11 protein-coding genes and 1 pseudogene are annotated in these 21400 nt (G+C 73.0%); 4 read left to right on the forward strand and 8 right to left on the reverse strand.

Features of this window, described 5'->3' with window-relative positions; all coding sequences use genetic code 11:
• Positions 1-639: 639 nt before the first annotated feature.
• The 5 genes from ACERZO_RS32890 to ACERZO_RS32910 form a co-directional block, all read right to left on the reverse strand.
• A complete protein-coding gene (locus ACERZO_RS32890; protein WP_372669273.1) occupies positions 640-1503 on the reverse strand; it encodes a nucleotide disphospho-sugar-binding domain-containing protein in 864 nt (287 codons plus the stop codon).
• 95 nt (positions 1504-1598) lie between these two features.
• Positions 1599-4148, reverse strand: coding sequence for an ABC transporter permease (locus ACERZO_RS32895; protein WP_372669275.1), 2550 nt, complete (start codon positions 4146-4148; stop codon positions 1599-1601).
• On the reverse strand, positions 4145-4903 hold the full coding sequence (locus tag ACERZO_RS32900; RefSeq protein ID WP_372669755.1) for an ABC transporter ATP-binding protein: 759 nt from the start codon (positions 4901-4903) through the stop codon (positions 4145-4147). Before ACERZO_RS32900 ends, ACERZO_RS32895 begins: the two co-directional genes overlap by 4 nt.
• A 14-nt stretch (positions 4904-4917) precedes the next feature.
• Positions 4918-5151 carry a hypothetical protein gene (locus tag ACERZO_RS32905; protein WP_372669277.1) on the reverse strand — a complete coding sequence of 78 codons (234 nt, stop codon included), beginning with the start codon at positions 5149-5151 and terminating at the stop codon, positions 4918-4920.
• A gap of 100 nt (positions 5152-5251) precedes the next feature.
• Entirely contained in the window at positions 5252-5659 is a 408-nt protein-coding gene (locus ACERZO_RS32910) for a hypothetical protein (RefSeq protein ID WP_372669279.1), read from the reverse strand.
• Between the two features lie 70 nt (positions 5660-5729).
• Here ACERZO_RS32910 and ACERZO_RS32915 point away from each other — a divergent pair, with 70 nt between their 5' ends.
• The gene (locus ACERZO_RS32915) at positions 5730-6470 is read left to right on the forward strand and encodes a TetR/AcrR family transcriptional regulator (RefSeq protein ID WP_372669281.1); all 741 of its coding nucleotides are present in this window, start codon (positions 5730-5732) and stop codon (positions 6468-6470) included.
• 83 nt (positions 6471-6553) lie between these two features.
• Here the strand turns inward: ACERZO_RS32915 and ACERZO_RS32920 are convergent.
• Positions 6554-14992 (reverse strand): annotated as a pseudogene (locus ACERZO_RS32920) (SDR family NAD(P)-dependent oxidoreductase); the annotation flags it as partial.
• Positions 14993-15452: 460 nt separating this feature from the next.
• Here ACERZO_RS32920 and ACERZO_RS32925 point away from each other — a divergent pair.
• Genes ACERZO_RS32925 through ACERZO_RS32935 form a run of 3 tightly spaced genes read left to right on the forward strand, consistent with a single transcriptional unit; the run spans position 15453 to position 18446 of the window.
• On the forward strand, positions 15453-16136 hold the full coding sequence (locus tag ACERZO_RS32925; RefSeq protein WP_372669283.1) for a PIG-L deacetylase family protein: 684 nt from the start codon (positions 15453-15455) through the stop codon (positions 16134-16136).
• Positions 16137-16177: 41 nt separating this feature from the next.
• Positions 16178-17470, forward strand: coding sequence for a nucleotide sugar dehydrogenase (locus ACERZO_RS32930; protein ID WP_372669285.1), 1293 nt, complete (start codon positions 16178-16180; stop codon positions 17468-17470).
• 13 nt (positions 17471-17483) lie between these two features.
• A complete protein-coding gene (locus ACERZO_RS32935; protein ID WP_372669287.1) occupies positions 17484-18446 on the forward strand; it encodes an NAD-dependent epimerase/dehydratase family protein in 963 nt (320 codons plus the stop codon).
• Between the two features lie 68 nt (positions 18447-18514).
• Here the strand turns inward: ACERZO_RS32935 and ACERZO_RS32940 are convergent, their stop codons facing one another.
• Positions 18515-18676 (reverse strand): hypothetical protein, encoded by a 162-nt coding sequence (locus ACERZO_RS32940; protein WP_372669289.1) that lies wholly within the window; start codon positions 18674-18676, stop codon positions 18515-18517.
• On the reverse strand, positions 18673-21264 hold the full coding sequence (locus ACERZO_RS32945) for a LuxR C-terminal-related transcriptional regulator (protein ID WP_372669291.1): 2592 nt from the start codon (positions 21262-21264) through the stop codon (positions 18673-18675). The genes ACERZO_RS32940 and ACERZO_RS32945 overlap by 4 nt, the downstream gene beginning before the upstream one ends.
• Between the last annotated feature and the right edge of the window lie 136 nt (positions 21265-21400).

Consider the following 21400-nt stretch of genomic DNA (forward strand, 5'->3'; position numbering starts at 1 on the left):
CGGACCGGGCCGGGCCGGGCCGGGCCGGGCCGCGCCGGGCCGGGCCGGGCCGCGCCGGGCCGCGCCGGGCCGCGCCGGGCCGGGCCGCGCCGGGCCGCGCCGGGCCGGGCCGCGCCGGGCCGCGCCGGATGACGTGAATGACTCATTCATGTCGTGTGGGGACAGGAATGAGTCATTCACAACGTTCGGGCCGGGCGGTGGGCTGCTCGCGGGGCGCGGGCAGCGGCCCTGGCGGCGAAGCGCTCGGCGCGAGCAGCAGCGCTGGCGGCGAAGCGCTCGGCGCGAGCAGCAGCGCTGGCGGCGAAGCGCTCGGCGCGGGCAGCGGCGGCCTGCCGATGGGGCGGCCCGCTTGGCCCGCGCTCCGGCAGCCGGCCCAGATGTCTTGAATGAGTCATTCAGGTCTTCGGAGGTCCTGAATGACTCATTCAAGACACTCGCCCCGGCGCGAACCCGGCGGCGGTCCGCTCACCGAAGCCGGGGAAGCCGCGCCGACGAAGGAACTCTCAGCACGGACCGGCCCGGCCACGATCGACCTCAGCCTGCTCGCCTCGGGCGGGACACCAGCCGACCCCAGTCAGCGCGCCGGCCCGCGGCCCGCGGGCGGGCCGGCCGGCCCCGGTGACCAGATCAGCAGGCTCGCTATCCGCGAACCAACTCAGCAACCACCGCACGCGGCCCAGGCAGCGCAGCGATCTCGTCCCGCACCGCCTCCGCCCCACCGCGCAACGAAGCCAGCTCGGCCACCCCGGGAGCCGCCCCCACCAACCCGGCTCCCGCCGCCGCGATCCGCTCGCCGATCGCCGACTCCGTCAACGACAACTGGGGCAATCCGTGCGTCACCGCCGCCAAGGCAAGCGAAGCGTCGCCGTCGTGGATCACCGCTGTGCACGTTGGCAACACCGCCGCCGGCGGGGCCGCGTCCACCAAACGGACGTTCGCCGGCATCGTCACGCCGTCCGGGATGCGCGCCGGGTCCGTTGCCCACAGCACCTCCGCCTCCAGGCCCGCGACCGCGTCGAACACCGGGCCGGCCTGCGCCGGGTCCGTCAGCGACAGCAACACCCGGCTGCGCCTTGCCCTGCGCCGCAACCAACCCGGGACCACCACCGGCCCGAAGTACGGCACGTGCCGCACCGGGCGGGCGTCCGCGACCCCGTCCCGCAGCGACGGCGGCACCGTGTCGAAACCCGGGCCGGACTCGTCCAGCGGACCCAAGAGCCGGACCGCGACCGCCTCCACCGCTTCGGCCGCCGCCGCTCCGGCCGGGGCCGCCGCGTCGGACACCACCACTCCCGGGCGCCACAGCTCGGCGAACTCCACCAGCGCCGCGGACTCGTCGCCTTCGAGGTCGACCGCGACGCAGCCGGTCGTGAGGATCTCGTCGACGAACGACGGGCGGCCGGCGATCTTGACGTCGTGGCCCGCCGTCCGCAGCGCCCACGCCAGCGGGACCAGGTTGTGCAGCCGCGCGGGGGACGACGGGGCGGCCAGGAGTACGCGCATGGGATCCACTCCAGAAAAGGAAACCGGGCCGGCCCGGTGCGGATAGTCGAATTCGACACTATCCACGCCGGTCCGGCCCGCGAACCCCTAAGAATTCACTGCCCCGGTAATGTCACCGCTTCGATCGGGCTCTTGCGCATCGCCAGCCGCGCCGACAGCGACGTCACCGGCCAAATGATCAGGAACACCGCCAGCACCACGGCGAGGAACACCCAGATCGGCCCCGACGGGATGATCTGGCCCGTGCTGATCGCCATCGGCAGCACCGTGAACAGCGAGATGGCGATGCCGAGCACCAGACCCGCCACGGCCACGATGCCGCCCTCGATGAACAGCATCCGGCGGACCTGCCCGCGGTCCGCGCCCGCGAGCCGCTGCGCGCCGAACTCCCGGCGCCGGGCCAAAACCGCGACCGCGAGGGTGTTCACCGCCGCGATCGCCGCATACGCGATCGCCAGCACCGCCAGCAGGTAGTTGATCATCGCCTCGACGTCCGCGCCGGCCTGGAAGCTCTCCAGCAACGCGTCGTCGCCGCCGACCGCGATGCCCGGCCAGTCCTTCAGCCGGTCGGTCAACGCCGACACCACGTCGCTGCCGTCGGCCGCCTTCACGAGCACCTGCGAAGCCATGCCGCTCGTGGTGTGCGCGGCGAGGAGATCCACCGGCAGGACCATGCTCGCGTAGCTCGACGGGCTGTCGAGCAGCGCGACGACCGTGACCTGCGCCTGCGCCCCGTCGCCGAGCCGCATGGTGATCTTGTCGCCGACCTTGAGCTCGAGGTCGTCCGCGACGGCTTCCGGCAGCGCGACCGACTCGCCGGTGAGGTTCTTCAGCGACCCCTGCGTGACTTCGGTGGCGAGCACCGTGCCGCCCTGGTCCTCGGCGGAGACGCCGAGCAGGCGCAGCGGGTCGCTGCCGTTGCCGTCGTAGGGCTGCTCGATCCAGCCGGAGCTCGTCACCAGCGGCGACGCGGTCGCGACGCCCGGCGTGCTCCGGATCTGCGCCAGCGCTTCCGGCGCGATCCCGCCGGAGGTGGTGCTGACCACGGCGTCGGCCTTCAGCTGGTCGGCGTAGGCGGCGATCTGCGCCTTCTGCGCCGTCGTCTCCGAGTACACGTTGCCGAGCGCGACGGCCGTGGCCAGCGTGATCGGCGTGAGCACCGCGGCGAAGGCCACCGCCCGCGCCCGCGAGTTGATCACCGCGAGCGTGGCGTCCCGGCCCGCGACCCGCCGGACGAACGGGCCGAAGCGGTCCGCCACGTACGCCATGATCTCCGGGCCCAGCAGGGCCACCGCGATGGCGCCGGTGAGCACCGCCGGCCCGCCGATCGCGCTGGCGGTGTCGGCCGGCATGAACAGCGTGGTGCCGGCGAGCAGCACCGTCGCGACCCCGAAGACCACGGCGCCCATGCGCCGCAACGGGTTCACCTTGGGGTTCGGGATCGACGCCTCGGCCAGCGCCTGGATCGGCCGGGCCCGCGACGCGGCCAACGCGGCGAACCACGCGGCGGCGTAGACGATCACGAGCGTGGCGACGACCCCCGCGCCGAACGCGATGATGTCCTGCCGGAACACCAGTTCGTCGGGCACGATGCCGATCGACATGCTCGTGTCGAAGATCCGGTTGCCGAGCAGGCTGCCCGCGACCACGCCGCACAGCGCGGCGACCGCGCCGACGGCCATGGTCTCGGCGACCACCATCCGGTGCACCTGCTTCGGCGTCGCCCCGGTGGCCCGCAGCAGCGCGAGCTCCTGCTGGCGCTGGCGCACGGTGAGACTGATCGTCGCGGAGACGACCAGCGCCATGACGACGAGCACCATGCCGCCGAACACCGCGGCCAGCAGGATCAGCGGGAGCCGGCTGCCGTCGACGCCGAGGAACTCCGCCGATCCGCGGTCGTCCCCGGTCAGCACGCTGACGCCGGGCACCTGCTCCGCGACGCGCGCGGCGAGCTCGCCCGCGTCCACGCCCTCGGCCGGGAACACCCCGGCCAGGTCGGCGCGGCCCTGGTGCGGCGAAAACTGCTGCGCGTCCGGAGCGGAGAAGAAGAACGCCGGCGCCTTGACGGGCTGGCTCGGTTCCGCGACGCCCGCGACGGTGAAGGTCAGCTTCCGGCCGTCGATCGCGAGGTCGACGGGCGAGCCCGCCTTGAGCCCGGCCGCCTCCGCGGTGGCCGAGTCGACGACGACCTGGCCCGGCGCCTGCGGCTGGGTGCCGTCGCGCAGGACGTACCCGCCGAGCGCGGCCGAGTCCCAGCCGTGTCCGGAAAGGACGGACGTACCCTCGGGCGCGCCGTCCTTCAGCAGCGCCGCCGGGAACGAGACGTCCGGAACGACGCGCTGGACGCCTTGCACCGCACCGATCTTGACGAGCTGGTCCGCGGCGAGCCCGGCGCGCTCGGCGTAGGGCACCTCCTCGGACTCTTCGTCCGGCAGCTTGAACGCCGACGAGCCGCCGACCACGACCGGCGTCGCGGCGAGCCGCTGCGGCTGCGCCTGCAGCACGATCGCCGTCTCGAACAGCCCGGCGCACGCGATGAGCAGGCCGCAGCCGATCAGGATCGCGACGAACGACGCCAGCGACGCGGCCGCGCGGTAGCGCAGGCTCGCCAGCGCCAGGTTGAGCACCACCCGCCGCGAACTCACCGCTGCCCCCGTGCCTGCTTGGCTCGCTCGCCCAGCTGTGCCAGGGTCGAGGCGACGGCTTCGACGGTGGGCGTGGCCATCTGCGTCACGATCTGGCCGTCCACCAGGAAGAGCACGTTGTCCGCGAAGGACGCGGCGACCGGGTCGTGGGTGACCATGACGATGGTCTGGCCCGCGCTGACCAGCTCGCGCATCAGGTTCAGCACCTCGAGCGCGGTGTTCGTGTCGAGCGCGCCGGTCGGCTCGTCGGCGAAGACCACCGAGGGGCGGCCGGCGAGCGCGCGGGCGATCGCGACGCGCTGCTGCTGGCCGCCGGACAGCTCGCCCGGGCGGTGCTTGACGCGCTGGGTCAGCCCGACGCGCGCGATCACCTCGTCGACCCACTTCCGGTCCGGCTCGCGGCCGGCCAGCAGGGTCGGCAGGGTGACGTTCTGCTCGACGTTCAGCGCCGGCATCAGGTTGAAGGACTGGAAGATGAACGCGACGTGCTCACGGCGCAGCTCGGTCAGCTTCGTCTCGCTCTTGCCCTTGAGGTCGGTCCCCACCAGGGTGACGCGGCCGGAGCTCGGCTTGTCGAGGCCCGCCGCGCAGTGCAGCAGCGTGCTCTTGCCGGACCCCGACGGGCCCATCACCGCGGTGAAGGTGCCGGCCGGGAAGCTGACGGTGACCCCGGCGAGCGCTTCGACCGCGCTTTCGCCGGAGCCGTAGGTCTTGTGCACCGCGTCCAGCTGGACCGGCGACTCGACGGAAGTCATCGTGGGCACGTCGTTCACTCCGATCCTTCCCGGGCGCGGCGCGCCGGGTCGAGGTACCACCACGCGGCCAGGACGATCCCGCCGCCGACGATCGTCCACAGCCAGAACGGCGCCTTGAACGACATGCTGATCAGGCTCATGAGCAGCCAGATCACGAACTGGATGCCGCTGACGATCGCCCACACGACCGTGACGACACGGCGGGCGAGCCCGCCGGTGGACCGCGTTCCTCCTGCGCTTTCGGGCATCAATCTCCCCCTTGTCGACGTCCGGCCGCACGGTCGGATTAATCGTGTAAGGCTTACACAGTTTAGCGCAGTACCGCCGAACGGGGAAGCCGGGCCCCGATTAGGGGGCGACGCGCATGCGGCGGTCCCAGTCCCGGATCCCCCACACGCCGACGGCCAGGACGCCGCCGCCGAGCACCACCCAGACCAGCCACAGCGGGTCCCACTGGCCGCCGATCAGCCCGATGAGCAGCCAGACGACGAAGTTGGTGACGCTGACGAACGCCCACAGCGCGCCTGCGATCCGCGGGGCCGCCTCGAGGGCGGGCGGCGCGGCCGAGCCGGACGCGCCCGCGACCGCGGCCCGCAGCGCGGCCTGGGTGGTGGCGAGCCGGACGCGGGCGAGCCGCCGGGCGGCCTCCCCGCCGTCGTAGGCACCGGTCGACCGGCCGTGTTCGATCTCCGTGGCCGCCAGCTTCCGGTCCAGCTCGGTGACCCGGCCCAGCCCGAACCGGCTGCTCTCGCTCACAAGCACTCGCCCCCAGCTCCGATTAGTGTAAGACTTGCACAGTTTACTGAAACGGACCGCGGAGCGATAGATGCCGACCGAACCCGAGCCGGACGACCGTCCGGACCTGCCGCCCGGGCTGGCCCCGGCGTGGGGTGCCGCGCCCCGGCCCCGCCGTGGCCCCAAGCCGTCGCACAGCCTGGACCGGATCGTCGCGGCCGCCGTCGAGCTCGCCGACGCCGACGGGCTGGCGGCGGCGTCGCTGCCCAACATCGCCGCTTCGGTCGGGCTGACCACCAACGCGCTGTACCGGTACGTCGGGTCGAAGGACGAGCTGCTGGTCCTGCTCGGGGACGCGGGGTTCGGGCCACCACCGCCGTTGGCGCCCGACTCGGACTGGCGCGGTGCGGCGCGGGAATGGGTCCACGCGGCACTGGAGCGTTACCGGAGCCGGCCGTGGCTGTTGGACCTGCCGTCGCGGGGCAGTGCGGTGACGCCGCACCGGCTGCGGTGGACCGAGCAGCTGCTGGCGGTGCTGGCCGAGGCCGGGTTGTCCGATGTGGACGCTCTCGGGTGCGCGTTGCTGGTGGGCGACTTCGCCCGCGCGACGGCCGACCGGTTGCGGGCCCGCGCCGATCCGGACTCGGCGGACTCCGGGGTGCGGGCTTCGGACGTTCGCGCGTTTTTGCGGCCGTTGCTCGTTGATGGCGGTTATCCGTACTTGGCCGCGCTCGCCGCGCGGGGCGAGTACCCGGGGACGGGTTCGGTGGACTTCGGGCTGGAGCGGGTGCTGGACGGGATTGCTGGGCTGTTGACCACCTCCCGCGCTTGAGTGGCCCCCGCAAGGTGGGATGGACGGCGCCCCGAGGGGGGGGGAGGGGCGCCGCCCTGGCTTGGCAGGCCTGCCGCGGCGGGTCAGGGGAGAGTGGCGAGCCAGGTGCCGACCGCCTCGGCCGTGGTCTCGGCGTCCGTGTCCACCAGGCTGAAGTGGTCGCCCGGCACCGTCACCTTCGCGTCCGCCCGGCTCCACGTCGAGCGCCACGAGTCGTCCGACGGCGCCGGATCCCCCGCCGCGAAGCGGTTTTCCGGCCGGACCAGCACCGTCGGGGCCGCCACCTCACCGAGCACCGCCGACTCCAGCAGACCCAGGTAGTGGGCCATCGCCGTCAGCTTGTCGCGGTCGAACGGGCCGAACTGCTCCTCGCGCTCGATCATGCCCGACGCCATGTCCGCCACCGTGTCCGCTGTGGACTCGCCGCCGGCGTCCATCTCGTAGCTGTCGAGCAGGACCACCGCCGCCGGGGCGAAGCCGGCCTTCTCCAGCCGGGCCGCCAGCGCGTACGCCAGGACCCCGCCGGACGAGTACCCCAGCAGCGCGAACGGCTGGTCACCTGCCCCGAGCCGGACACTCTCCTCCAGGACCTCCAGCAGCGCGTCGACGTCGGCCGGCACCGGCTCGCCCGTGCGGAACCCCGGCGTCGGCAGCGCGGACACCCCGCGCCGGCCGCGGAACCGGGCCGCGAGCTTCGCGTACTGGTACTCCCCGCCCAGCGCCGCCGGTGACGGGACGGCCAGCAGCCGCACGCCGTCCGGACCCTCGGCGAGCGAAATCGGCCGCGGTGCCGCCCCGAGATCCGCGACGCCGGTGAACTTCGGCCGCAGGTTCGCCGCGGCACCCAGCAGCGCGATGCCGTTCTCGACCTGGCCGCCGCGGACCGCCTCGACGAACAGCTCCTTCACCGGGTCCCCGCCGGGACCAACAGGCGCGCTGGTCAGCAGCTCCAGCAGGTGCGCGGCCAGCGCCGCCGGGGTCCCGAGGTCGAAGACCGCCGATCCGGCCAGGGTGACCCCCGTCGTTTCCGCGATCCGGTTCCGCAGCTTCAACGCCGTCAGCGAGTCGAAGCCGAACTCCAGGAAGTGCGCGTCCGGGTCGATCGCGTCGGCGCCGGCGTACCCGAGCAGCCCGGCCGCCTCGGCGAGGACGAACCGCTGCACGCCCTCTTCGGTCCGTTCGAAGGAGACGGGGGCCTCGGTGCGCGGCGCGGGCAGTTCGTGGTCGCCGATCGCGTTGCGTGCCTCCATGTCGACCGTCGGCCAGTAGCGGTCGCGGTGGAACGCGTAGTCCGGCAGCGGCACGGTCTTCGCGGCACGGCCGGCGAACATCCGCGTCACGTCGAGCCCGGCGCCCGTCACGTGCAGCCGGCCGGCGGCCAGCAGCACCGAGCGCACCGTCGGGAGCGCACCCAGGTCCAGAGTGTGCGTCGCCTCGATCTCCGGGACCGCCGCGGCCCGCGCCCAGTGCTGCGGGTCGCGGAAGTCACTCGCGGACGCGAGCGGCACCCGGGCTTCGTCGTAGGTCAGCTCCCCCGCGATCTCCGCCAGCTCTTCGAGCAGGTCGTCGTCGAGCGGTCCCTCGGCCATCAGCTGCCCCCGGTTGGCGACGAGCTTCACCGCGTCCGCCAAAGACAGGACACCCGCCAGGTGCGCGGCGGCGACCTCGCCCACGGCGACGCCGGCCAGCACGTCGGGCCGCTGACCCCAGCTCTCGAACAACCGGGCCAGCGCGACGCCGACCGTGAACGCCGCGGCCTGGCCGAACTCGGTCCGGTCGAGCAGCTGCGCGGCCGCCGTTCCCGCGGGAGCGAACACCACTTCGCGCAGCGAGCGCCCGAGGTAGGTGTCGAACCCGCTCGCCACCCGGTCGAATTCCCGGGCGAACGCGGGGAAAGCGGCGTACAGCTCGGCGCCCTGCGTCCCGTCACCGGGAAGCAGGAAGGCCGTCGTGCCACCCGGACGCGCCCGGCCGGTGACGTCCAATGTGGACAACGCGGCGCGGATCTCGTCGAGGTCGGCGCCGACGACCGCGGCGCGGTGGGAGAACAGCGGACGACGCTGGGCCAGCGAATAGGCCACGTCCAGCAGGTCCGTCGAGGAGCCGAGCCGCGCGAGCAGTGCCCGCGCCTGGTCCGGCAGGGCCGCGGGGGTCCGGGCCGACAGGACCAGGGGCGGCAGCACGCCACCGACGTCCCCCGCCGGTTCGCTCGCGACGGTCTCGACGGCCGGGGCCTGCTCGAGGATCACGTGCGCGTTGGTCCCGCTGTACCCGAACGCCGACACCGCCGCGCGCCGCGGACGCGAGACCTCGGGCCACGGCCGGGCCTCGTCGAGCAGCCGGACGGTCCCGGCGGACCAGTCGACGTCGGCCGTCGGCTCGGCCGCGTGCAGCGTGGCGGGCAGCAGGCCGTGGCGCATCGCCTGCACCATCTTGATCACGCCGGCGACCCCGGCCGCGGCCTGGGTGTGGCCGATGTTGGACTTCACCGAGCCGAGCCACAGCGGCTCGCCGGTGCGGTTCTTGCCGTAGGTGGCCAGCAGCGCGCCGGTCTCGATCCGGTCGCCCAGCGGGGTGCTGGCGCCGTGCCCTTCGACGGCGTCCACTTCGGTCGGTTCGAGCCCGGCGGTGGCCAGTGCCCGGCGGATCAGCCGCTCCTGGGCCGACCCGCTCGGCGCGGTGAGGCCGTTGGACGCGCCGTCGGCGTTGACGGCGCTGGACTTGATGACGGCGAGGACGTCGTGGCCGTGGCGGCGCGCGTCGGACAGCCGCTCCACCACCAGGACGCCGACGCCTTCGCCCCAGCCGAAGCCGTCGGCCGCGGCGGAGTAGGGCTTGCAACGGCCGTCGCGAGCCACCGCGCCGTCCACGAACTGCGCGAACGGCGCGGGCGAAACGAGCGCGGACACGCCGGCGACCAGCGCCAGCGAGCAGTCGCCGCCCCGCAGCGCCTGCGTGGCCTGGTGCAGCGCGACCAGCGAGGACGAGCACGCGGTGTCCACCGACACGGCCGGGCCTTCGAGGCCGAACGCGTAGGCGACGCGGCCCGAGACCACGCTGCTCAGCGCGCCCGACCCGCGGTAGAGCCCGCCGCCCTGGGCCAGCGCGTCACCCGGGTCGTAGTCGGACTGCATCACGCCGACGAAGACGCCGGTGGTGCTTCCCTTGAGCGACAACGGGTCCACGCCGGCGTTCTCGAGCGCGACCCAGGAGGACTCGAGCAGCATCCGCTGCTGCGGGTCCATCATCACGGCCTCGTTGGGGCTGATGCCGAAGAACGCGGCGTCGAAGTCGGTGGCGTCGTGGACGAACCCGCCGTGCGGGGTGCCGCCGTCCGGCGCGACCTGGGGCAGCCAGTGCTCCATGTCCCAGGCGCGGTCCTCCGGGAAGGCGGTGATGCCGTCGCCGCCCGCGGCGACCAGCTGCCACAACGCGTCGGGGCTGTCGGCGCCGCCGGGGAACCGGCAGGCCATGCCGACGATCGCGATCGGCTCGTCGTGCCCGGCGCCGGCCACGACCTCCTCCGGCTCTCCCGCGTCGGCGAGGTCGCCCAGCAGCGACTCGTGCAGGTGCGCGGCGAGCTCGCCCGCGGTCGGGTGGTCGAAGACGAGCGTCGCGGTCAGGCTCAGGCCGGTGGCCTCGTTGAGCGCGTTGCGCAGCTCGACCGCGGTCAGCGAGTCGAAGCCGAGGTCCTTGAACGCGCGGTCGGCGTCGACCAGGTCGGCCGAGCCGTGGCCGAGCACCGCGGCCGCGTGCTTGACCACCAGGTCGCGCAGGTGGTCGAGGCGCTTGTCCGCGGGCAGCCGGATCAGCTTGCCCAGCAGCGAATCCGCGCCCGCCTCGCGGTCGGACACCGTCCGCCGCGCCGCCGGGACGAGCCCGCGCAGCAGGTCGGGGACGCCGCCCGCGTCGCGCCACGCGGGCAGGTCGAGCTTGATCGGGACGTAGAGGTCGCCCGCCGCGCCGACCGCGGCGTCGAACAGTGCCAGGCCCTCGTCGACGCCGAAGGCGCCGAGGCCGCGCTTTCCGTTGGTCTCACCGGCCATGCCGGCCGCCGACTCCCACATGCCCCAGGCGAGGGAGTGCGCCGGCTTGCCCTCGGCGTGGCGCACCGCGGCGAGGGCGTCCAGGAAGGCGTTGGCGGCGGCGTAGTTCGCCTGGCCGGGCGCGCCGAGCACGCCGGCGGCCGAGGAGAACGTGACGAACGCGGTGAGGTCGCCGGCCAGCTCGTGCAGGTGCCAGGCGGCCAGGGCTTTCGGGTCGAAGACGCCGTCGATGCGCTCCGGGGTCATCGAGGCGAGGACGCCGTCGTCGAGCACGCCGGCCGCGTGCACGACCGAGTTCACCGGGTGCTTCTTCAGCAGGGCCCGGACCTTGGTGCGGTTGGCGAGGTCGGCGGCCACGAGGGTCGCCGACGCGCCCAGCTCCGCCAGCTCGGCGACCAGCTCGGCCGCGCCTTCGGCCTCCGGGCCGCGGCGGCTGACGAGCACGAGGTCCTTGACGCCGTGCTGCCGCACGAGGTGCTTCGCGACGAGCTTGCCCAGCGCGCCGGTGCCGCCCGAGACGAGCACCGTGCCCCACTCGGGCGCGGCACCGGCTTCGGGGGTCGCACGGGCGAGCCGGGGCACGGTCACTTCGCCGTCGGCGACGCGGACCGACGACTCGTCGGCGGCGGCGATCGCGGCCAGCTGCGCCGGCGTCGCGGAGCCCTCGACGAGCACGATCCGGCCCGGGTTCTCGACCTGCGCGGAGCGGACGAGCCCGGCGACGGTGGCGCCGGCCAGGTCGCCGTGGGTGACCACGACCAGCCGATCCGGTCCCGCCAAAAGGTTCTTGAGTTCGGACAGTGCACTGTGGACGGCCTTCTTCGCGGCGGCCGCGGTGGTTCCCGGGGCGACCTCGTACACCGCAACGTCTTCGGTGCCTTCGGGAAGCGGCGCCGGGACCCAGTCGATCCGGTAGAGGGAGTCGGTGCTCGCGGGCACCGCGCGGGCCGCGGCCAGCTGCTCCTCGCTGATCCGGCGCAGCCCCAGCGCGCCGACCCGGGCGACCGGGGCACCCGCGGAGTCGGCCAGCAGCAGCTCGACCGTCTGGTCCCCGGTCGGGTGGACCTGGACCCGCAGTGAGGACGCGCCCGCGGCCAGCAGCTCGACATCGGACCAGGAGTAGGGCAGCGTGGTGCCCTCCCCCGCCGCGCCGCTGAGGCCGATGGCGTGCAGCGTCGCGTCGAAGACCGCCGGGTGCAGGCCGAACGCTTCGGCGCCGAGGCGCTCCTGCTCGGGCAGCGCGACTTCGGCGAAGACGTCCTCGCCGAGCCGCCAGGCCGCGCGCAGGCCCTGGAAGACGGGGCCGTACGCCATACCGGCTTCGGCCAGCAGGTCGTACATGCCCTCGATGTCGACGACCTCCGCGCCGGCCGGCGGCCACGCGCTCAGGTCGAACGCGGGGCCCGCCGTGGCCGGTTCCAGGGTGCCGTCGGCGTGCCGGGCCCAGCCGCCGGTCGCGGCGAGGTCGTCCGTTCGCGAGTGGACACTGATCGAACGGGACCCGTCGGCGGCGGGCGTGCCGAGCCGCACCTGGATCCGCGCGGCCCCCTTCGCCGGCAGCACCAGCGGGGCGTGCAGGGTCAGGTCGCGGACGCGGCCGCAGCCGGCTTCGTCGCCCGCACGGACGGCCAGTTCGACGAACGCCGTGCCGGGCAGCAGGATCGCGCCGCCGACGACGTGGTCGTTGAGCCACGGGTGGGTGGCCGCGGAGATGCGGCCGGACAGCACCACACCGTCGGCGTCGGCCAGCAGCGTGGCCGCGCCGAGCAGGGGGTGGTCGACCGGGTCGAGGCCGAGCGAGGAGAGGTCGCCGGAGTCCGACGACACCTCCAGCCAGTAGCGCTGGTACTGGAAGGCGTAGGTCGGCAGGTCCGCGCGGGTCGCGCCACGGGCGGCGAAGTGCGCCGCCCAGTCCGGCACCACGCCGCGGACGTGCAGGCCGGCCAGCGCGGTGGCGAGCGCGACGTCCTCGGGGACGTCCCGGCGCTGCGCCGCTACGGCGACCGCGCTGTCCGATGTGGACTGAGGGACGACGGCGGTCAGCGGCGCGTCCGGGCCCAGCTCGAAGAACCGGTTGACGCCCTCGGCGGCCAGCGCGCGCACTGCGTCGGCGAACCGGACCGGCTGCCGGACGTTGCGCACCCAGTACTCGGGGTCGGTCAGCTCGGCCGAGACCTCCGCGCCGGTGACGCTCGAGACGACGGTCAGCTCGGGCTGCGCGTAGGTGAGCGTCTTGGCGACGGCGCGGAATTCGGCGAGCATCGGCTCCATCAGGCGCGAGTGGAACGCGTGCGAAACTTTCAGCCGCGTCGTCCGGCGGCCGGCTTCGACGAACTTGTCACCGATCGCGATGACGGCGGCTTCTTCGCCGGACAGGACGACCGAGCGCGGGCCGTTGACGGCGGCGACGTCGACCGTCCCTTGTGGATCGTGCGCGGCGACCTCGTCGGGCGTCCCTTCGACGGCGACCATCGCGCCCCCGGCAGGGAGCGCCTGCATCAGCCGGCCGCGGGCGGCGACGAGCTTGGCCGCGTCGGCGAGGGAAAGCACGCCGGCGCAGTGCGCGGCGGCGAGTTCGCCGATGGAATGACCGCACACCGCGTCCGGGACCAGGCCCCACGACTCGACGAGCCGGAACAGCGCGACCTCGAAGGCGAACAGCGCGGCCTGCGTGTTCCCGGTCTGCGCCAGGGCTTCGGCGTCGGTGTCGATCACTTCGCGGATCGGACGGTCGAGGTGCTTGTCGAGTTCGGCGCAGGCTTCGGCGTACGCCTCGGCGAACCGCGGGTACGCGGCGGCCAGCTCGCGGCCCATGCCGGGACGCTGGGAACCCTGGCCGGAGAACAGGAATCCGGTGCTGGTCTCACCCCGGGCAACGCCGGTCAGCGCGCCCGGCTCGCCGTCGGCGAACCCGCGCAGCGCGGCCAGGAGTTCGTCGCGGTCGCTCGCCACCACGGCGGCGCGGTGGTCGAGGTGGGTGCGGCCGGCGGCCAGCGTGCGGGCGACGTCCAGAAGCTGAGCGGGGTTCTCGTCGAGGTCGGCGAGCAGCCGGGTGGCCTGCGCCCGCAACGCCTGCGGCGTCCGTCCGGAAAGGACGAACGGGATCGCGGCGCTGTCGCGGGGGGTCTCCTCGGCTGCTTCCGGTTCCGGGGCTTCCTCGATGATGACGTGCGCGTTGGTGCCGCTCAGGCCGAAGCACGAAACCGCGCCGCGGCGCGGGTGCCCGTTCCGCTCCCACGGGCGGCGCTCGGTGAGCAGCTCGACCTGCCCGGCGCTCCAGTCGACCTGCCGGGTCGGCTGGTCGACGTGCAGGGTCTGCGGCAGCACGCCGTTGTTGAGGGCCAGGACGATCTTCAGCACGCCGGCGACGCCGGACGCGGCCTGCGTGTGACCGACGTTGGACTTGACGGATCCCAGCCACAGCGGGGAGTTCTCGGGCCGGCCCTGGCCGTAGGTCGCCAGCAGCGCGCCGGCCTCGATCGGGTCGCCGAGCTTGGTCGCGGTGCCGTGCGCCTCGACGACGTCGACCTCGTCCGGGGTGACGCGGGCGTTGGCGAGCGCCTGGCGGATCACGCGCTGCTGGGCCGGGCCGTTGGGCGCGGTCATGCCGTTGGACGCGCCGTCCTGGTTGATCGCGGTGCCGCGGACGACCGCGAGCACGGGGTGGCCGTTGCGGCGGGCGTCGGACAGTTTTTCCACCAGCAGCATCCCGCAGCCCTCGGACCAGCCGGTGCCGTCGGCGGAGTCGGCGAAGGCGCGGCAGCGGGCGCTGCGGGCGAGCGTGCCGTCGAGGCTGAACTCGACGAAGGTGCGCGGCGTCGACATCACCGAGACGCCGCCGGCCAGCGCGAGCGAGCACTCGCCGGAGCGCAGCGCCTGCACGGCCATGTGCAGCGCGACGAGTGACGACGAGCACGCCGTGTCGATGGTGACGGCGGGGCCTTCCAGGCCGAAGGTATAGGCGAGCCGGCCGGAGATGACGCCGGAAGAGCCGTAGCTGCCCTGGTAGTTGTGGTACATCGTGCCGGCGAAGACACCGGTGGGGCTGCCCTTCACCGAGTGCGGCGCGATGCCCGCGCGTTCGAAGGCCTCCCAGGAGGTTTCCAGCAGGAGCCGCTGCTGCGGGTCCATGAGCAGGGCCTCGCGCGGGCTGATGCCGAAGAGGTCGGCGTCGAAGTCCAGGGCGTCGTGCAGGAACCCGCCTTCGCGCACGTAGCTCGAGCCGGGGCGTTCGCCGGCCGGGTCGTAGAGGCGTTCGAGGTCCCAGCCGCGGTTGGCGGGGAACTCGCCGATCGCGTCGACGCCTTCGTCGAGCAGCCGCCAGAACTGTTCCGGGGTGGTGGCGCCGCCGGGGAACCGGCACGCCATGCCGATGATCGCGATCGGTTCCCGCGCGGCTTCGGTCAGCCGCCGGTTCTTCTCGCGCAGCCGTTCGCTCTCCTTGAGGGAGGCACGGAGCGCACCGACCAGCTTGTCTTCGGAGTTGCCCACGAGTCCTCTTTCCTTCCACGTCGCCTGCGCTGGAAAGGGGGATCGCGCACCCCCACAGCAATGCGACCGACGATACGAGCGCACGGCGCCCCCACCCACCCCTAACGGCCCCGGTTGCGGCGGAAACCGCGCCCCTAAGCGCGGCGGCGGAAAGCTTTCGCCGACCGGGGTGGCGGACCCGCCGCGGCCACGGCCGGCTCGCCCGGCGCACCGGCACCCGGAAGTCTTGAATGAGTCATTCAGGGCGTGGGAGGTCCTGAATGACTCATTCAAGACACCCGGGAACGCGCCCCTACGCTCCGCGTTCCCCGCCCCGCCAAGGTCCGCTTTAGACGGTCTTTAGGGGTTGTCGGCCGGGACGAGCGGATGTCAGATTTCCGGGAGACATTTCCGCTCGTGTTGCCGTGCGACGGCACTTCCATTCAGCAAAGACTGGGGATCCGGTATGCACAGGAAAATTCGCAAACTGCTGGTCGTGGGAGCGCACGGCGACGACGAGACGCTCGGCGCGGGCGGCACCATCGCCCGGCTCGCCGACGAAGGCGTGTCGGTCTCGCTCTGCATCCTCACCAACGACGACGGCTCGCGGTCGCCGGACGGCGCCGGGGTCGTCAACCGCACCGCCGCGATCGAGCTGGCCGCCAAGACGCTCGGCATCGAACGCGTGCGCATCCACGAGTTCGGGGACAACCGCCTCGACACCGTCAGCCACCTCGAGCTGAACCGGATGGTGGAGAACGAGGTCCGCGACTTCGAGCCCGACACGATCCTCACCACCAGCATGTGCGACCTGAGCACCGACCACGCGCTGGTCAGCCGGGCCGCCCGGGTGGCGGGCCGGCCGGGCAAGGGCAGCGTGCAGGAGGTGCGGACCTTCGAGATCCGCTCCGCCACCGACGTCGGCGAGGCGTCCGGGCTGCCGGTCACCTTCCGCCCCAACTGCTGGCAGCGCCTCGAGGACTCGCACGTCGACCGCAAGATCGAAGCCCTGCGCGCGTACGGCAAGGAACTCGAGCCGTGGCCGCACCCCCGCAGCGAGCGGGGTGTCCGCGCACTGGCGGAGTACCGCGGTTCGCAGATCTCCACCGGCCTCGCCGAGGCCTTCGAAATCGTCCGGGTCGTGCACTGACCTGCGTCCCATTCCACCGTGCAAGAAACGGGTGAACCGCAATGACGAGTACTGTCGCCGAATTCGAAACCATCGCCGAGCGCAACGAGCTGACCTCGGTCGCGGTGATCGGGATGGGGTACGTCGGCCTCCCGACCGCGCTCGGCCTGCACGAGAGCGGTGTCGAGGTGATCGGCATCGACCTCTCGCAGAACCGCCTCGACGCGATCCGCTCCGGCGAGGTCGACCTGATCGAGGCCGACCACCGCCGGCTGGAGAAGGCCGTGCACCAGGAGGACTTCCGGCTCACCGCCGACTCGGCCCGGATGGCCGAGGCCGACGCGGTGCTGGTGTGCGTCCCGACCGGGCTCGACGAGTACCTGATGCCCGATCTGGGCCCGCTGGAGAGCGCCTGCGCGGCGCTCGTCAAGCACGCACGGCCCGGGCAGACGCTGATCCTCACCTCCACCAGCTACGTCGGCACGTCCGGGCGGCTGCTGGTGAAGCCGTTGGTCGCCAAGGGGTTCAAGATCGGGCGGGACATCTTCGTCGCGTCCAGCCCGGAGCGCATCGACCCCGGCAACGTGACGCACACGCAGCAGGAGACCCCGCGCGTGCTCGGCGGCGTGACGCCGACGTGCACCGCGATGGCGCAGCGCGTGATCAACCTGCTGACGCCGGCCGTGCACTGCGTCAGCTCGGCCGAGGCCGCCGAGCTGACCAAGCTGTACGAGAACACCTTCCGCGCGGTGAACATCGCGCTGGCCAACGAGTTCGCGGAGATCAGCGACGGCTTCGCGATCGACCCGATCGAGGTGATCGACGCGGCGGCGAGCAAGCCGTACGGTTTCATGGCGTTCCACCCCGGCCCCGGCGTCGGCGGCCACTGCATCCCGTGCGACCCGCACTACCTGCTCTGGCAGCTGCGCGCGACGCAGCACAACGCGCCGCTCGTCACGCAGGCCATGCACGCCATCGCCGAACGGCCCAAGCAGGTCGTCGATCGGATCGCGGCCACGCTTTCCCGGGACGGCAAGGGTTTGGGCGGCACCCGCGTGCTGGTGGTCGGCGTGACGTACAAGCCCGGTGTCCAGGACGTCCGGTCATCGTCGGCTTTGGACATCATCGACCTGCTGGCGGCGCGGGGCGCGAAGGTCGGCTACCACGACCCGCTCGTGCCGACCATCCGCGTCACCGGCGGGCAGCTGGACAGCGTCGCCGAGCCGGAGGCCGGTGACTGGGACGTCGCGCTGATCCACACCGTCCAGCCCGGCCACGGCTACGACTGGCTCGGGGACGTCCAGCTCGTCATCGACGCCACCTACCGTTTCGACCCCGCGCTTTTCGCGAACTGAGAGGAAATCCGACGTGCGTTACCTCATCACCGGCGGTGCCGGCTTCATCGGCTCCCACCTGACCGAGCACCTCCTGGAGCGCGGCCACGAGGTCGTCGCGCTCGACAACCTCAGCACCGGCACGCTCGACAACCTCGCCGGCTTCCGGGACAACCCGGGCTTCCGCTTCGTGCGCGGCTCGGTCACCGACCCCTCGGCCGTCGAGGCGTGCATGGCGGGGATCGACGCGATCTTCCACCTCGCGGCCGCGGTCGGCGTCTTCACCATCCTCGACAAGACGATGGAGAGCCTCCGCACCAACCTGCACGGCACCGAGACCATGCTGGACGCGGCGCTGCAGCACGACGTCCCGATCCTGGTCGCCTCGACCAGCGAGATCTACGGCAAGAACACGGCCGACGGCCTCACCGAGGACGCCGACCGGATCATCGGCTCGCCGCTGAAGAACCGCTGGTCCTACGCCGAGGCGAAGGCGCTGGACGAGACGTTCGCGTACCTGTACGCGGTGGAGCACGGCCTGCGCACGGTGATCGTCCGGCCGTTCAACACGGTCGGCCCGCGCCAGACCGGCCGCTACGGCATGGTCATCCCGCGGTTCGTGAAGCAGGCCTTGGCGGGCGAGCCGATCACGGTGTTCGGCGACGGCCAGCAGACGCGCTGCTTCTGCCACGTCCACGACGTCGTGCCGGCGCTGGTGGCCCTGCTGTCCGACGAAACGGCGTACGGCAAGGTGTTCAACCTCGGCAGCACCGAGCAGACGACGATCGCCCAGCTCGCCGAGCGCGTGATCGCGGCGACCGGCTCGACGAGCACGATCGCGAAGGTCCCGTACGAGGAGGCCTACGGCGACGGGTACGAGGACATGCAGCGCCGGATCCCGGACTGCACGCGGGCGAACCAGCAGATCGGGTTCTCGCCCACGCGGACGCTGGACGACATCATCTCGGCCGTCGTCGCCGACCGCCGCGGTTCCTGACCCGGTCCCGATGTAGTGAATGACTCATTCCTGTCGCCTGGCGACAGGAATGAGTCATTCACGTCGTTTCAGCGGTGCTTCGCCGGGCCGAGCTTGCGGTACACCGTCTCCAGCAGCCCGGCCGCGTCCGCCGCCGCGATCCCCAGTTTCTCCGCGATCGCGTCGATGCCCGTCGCGTCCGCGGCCAGCTCGGCGACCTTCAGCTCGGTGTCGGTGAGCAACGCGTTCACTGTCCGCCCTCGGCGCCGTCGAACTCGCCCGCCAGCGCGGCGCGGCCGGCGACCCCCAGCTTGCGGTAGACCCGCGTCAGGTGCTGCTCCACCGTGCTGACGGTGATGTACAGCGTCGCCGCGATCTGGCGGTTCGTGCGGCCCTCCACGGCCAGTTCCGCCACCCTCAGCTCCGCCTCGCTCAGCACCGACGCCGACGCCGAGGCCGCGGCCGGCTCCGGGCGTGGGACCGGCCGGGGCGCTGACGGCGGCCGGGCGCGGCCCTGCCGGGGCACGTGCACCGCCTTCACCAGGCTGCCGCCGCGTTCCGCGCGCTGGCTCAGCTGGTTGATCGTGCGCATCGTCTTCGCCAGCTCCAGCCGGTCACCCGACGCCTTGAAGCTCTCCGCCGCCCGGTTCAGCAGCCCCGGCCGCGCCGCCGCGTCCCCGGCGAGCGCCAGGATCCGCAGCGCGAGACCGCGGGAATACGCGTCGGCCGGGCCGGCGCCGGCCAGCTGCTGCTTGGCCAGTTCGACGGCCAGCGCCGTGTTGCCCAGGCCCAGGTTCGCTTCCGCGAGGTCGGCCTGCCACGGCAGGATCGTCGGCAGCTCCAGGTCCTGCTCGCGCAGGATCCGCCGGCACTGCTGCAGATCGCTCACGGCCGCGAGGCCGCGGTTGGTCGCCAGGTGGAACTGCGCGCGGGCCCGCAGGTAGCGGACGCCGCCGAGGGTGCCCCACACCGCGTCCGGCAGCGGGTGCCGAAGCACCGCCGCCGCGTCCTTGAACGCCCCGGCCGCGGTGTGCGCGATCAGCAAGGTGCCCAGCGGGTGAGCGATCGCGACGCCCCAGTTCGGCGCGTCCAGCATGCCCAGCGCCCGCGTCGCCAGCTCGACGGCACCCCCGACGTCGCCCCGGCGCAGCCGCAGGCTCGCGAGGATCGCGTCGAGCATCGCCTTCCACGTGATCGCGCCGCGGTATTCGGCTTCCTCACTGAGAGACGTGCACCAGCCCTCGGCGCGGTCGCCCTTGTCGTCGTGGGCCAGCGCGAGGATCGCCGTGGCGAGCGCCTCCAGCGAGGTGTCGGACAGCCGGCAGTTCTGCAGGATCCGTTCCGCGCACGCCGAAGTCGCCTCGGTGCCGCCGGTCCGCCACATCGCGGCCAGCGTGTTCGCCGTCTGCAGCCAGGGATCGCCCGCTTCGGCCGTCGTCGTCGAAACGCCGTAGTGCCAGTACCCGGCCAGGACCAGCTCGGCCGAGGTGCGCGGGTCGAGCGGCTCGACGTCGTGCTCGAGCGCGGCGAACGCGTGCTCGAAGGTGTCCCGGTCGCCGAGCCACAGCGACTGCCGGGCGAGCCCGATCCGGTCGGACCGGTCCAGCGAACCGGCCTCGCGCAACGACTTCAGGTGCGGCGCCGCGGCGGCCGGGTTGACGCGCCAGGTGATCTTGGCCAGCAGCTGGGAGATGGTCTGCCGCTCCCAGGTCGCCGTCGAGACGGAGTCGGCGAGCTTCAGGCAGCGGGTGGCGAACTCGATGTCGTCACCGAGCATCACCTGCTCCGCCGCCGCGACCAGCACCGGAAGCGCCCAGTCGGGCTGCGCCTCCCCGGCGGCGACGAGGTGCCGCGCGACGTCGGCGGGGCTCAGCCCGCGAGCGTGCTTCACCTCGGCGGCCCGCACGTGCAGCCGGACTTTCTCGGGCCCGCGCAGCCCGCCCAGCACCGCGGCGGCGGCGAGCGGCCGGAACCGGACGCCGGCGACGAGACCCGCGTCGGCCAGCCGCCCGGTGGACGCCTCGGCTTCCAGGGGGTCGACGCCGGCGACGATGGCGACGGCCTCGGTCGTGACGTCGCTGTCCAGCACCGCGATCGCGGTCGCCACCTCCCGCAGCGGCGAGCCGTAGCGGTGCAGCAGCCGTTGCACGGCTTCGGAGTAGGCCGAACCGGTGTCCGCGCTGCCGCGGTGGGCGTCGATCAGGGCCCGGACCAGCAGCGGGTTCCCGGCGCTCAGCTCGTGGATCCGCTCGGGCAGCCCGTCGCCCTGCACGAGTTCGGCGATGGCCTGGACCGACATCGGCGTCAGCTCGACGTGCCGGTGCGGCAGCGAGGTGAACGGCAGGTCGGCGTAGGACCCGTCGGCGTGGTTGAGGACCAGCAGCAGCGCGGCGGAGGGGGTCCGGCGTTGCAGGCGCAGCAGGAGCCGCGCGGAGGTCTCGTCCACGTGGTGGAGGTCGTCGACGGCCACCAGCACCGCGCGTTCGCGGGCCAGCCGGTGCAGTGCGCCGCACAGCCCGGCGATCCGGTCGTCGACGGAGTCGGCGGCCGGCAGCTCGGTCAGCGACGACGGCAGCAGCGGGCTGGCGAGCAGCTGGTCGAGCACCCCGCCGTCCACGTCGCGTTCGTCGGCGGCACCGGTCGCGGTCAGCGTCACGATGCCGAGTTCCTTGGCCCGCACCACCAGCTGGTGCTGCAGGTGTGTCTTCCCGCTGGCCGGGCCTCCGCCGACCAGCACCGTTTCGCCGACGCCGGTGTCGCATTCGATCAGCAGGTCCTCGAGAAAAGCCAAGGCCCCATGCGGATTGTCTCGGCGGTTCTGCCCCCAGATCACGCCCATCGCAAGCTCCTCGAAGCAGGCGGTTGTCTTCCTGCCCTGACGACGTTCGCAGCAGGCGCCTAAGCAGGGCCAACAGCGATCTAAAGTCACCCAACGGAGTGAATCGGACACAGTTTCGCGGGGGGTGTGGTCGGTT

The organism is Amycolatopsis kentuckyensis (assembly GCF_041679295.1).
GTDB classification, from domain to species: Bacteria; Actinomycetota; Actinomycetes; order Mycobacteriales; family Pseudonocardiaceae; genus Amycolatopsis; species Amycolatopsis kentuckyensis_A.

Bases quoted from the DNA above. Each gene is read 5' to 3' on its own strand.
- ACERZO_RS32890 (WP_372669273.1), bottom strand. From the start codon at position 1,503: ATGCGCGTACTCCTGGCCGCCCCGTCGTCCCCCGCGCGGCTGCACAAC.
- ACERZO_RS32900 (WP_372669755.1), bottom strand. From the start codon at position 4,903: ATGACTTCCGTCGAGTCGCCGGTCCAGCTGGACGCGGTGCACAAGACC.
- ACERZO_RS32905 (WP_372669277.1), bottom strand. From the start codon at position 5,151: ATGCCCGAAAGCGCAGGAGGAACGCGGTCCACCGGCGGGCTCGCCCGC.
- ACERZO_RS32915 (WP_372669281.1), top strand. From the start codon at position 5,730: ATGCCGACCGAACCCGAGCCGGACGACCGTCCGGACCTGCCGCCCGGG.
- ACERZO_RS32925 (WP_372669283.1), top strand. From the start codon at position 15,453: ATGCACAGGAAAATTCGCAAACTGCTGGTCGTGGGAGCGCACGGCGAC.
- ACERZO_RS32930 (WP_372669285.1), top strand. From the start codon at position 16,178: ATGACGAGTACTGTCGCCGAATTCGAAACCATCGCCGAGCGCAACGAG.
- ACERZO_RS32945 (WP_372669291.1), bottom strand. From the start codon at position 21,264: ATGGGCGTGATCTGGGGGCAGAACCGCCGAGACAATCCGCATGGGGCC.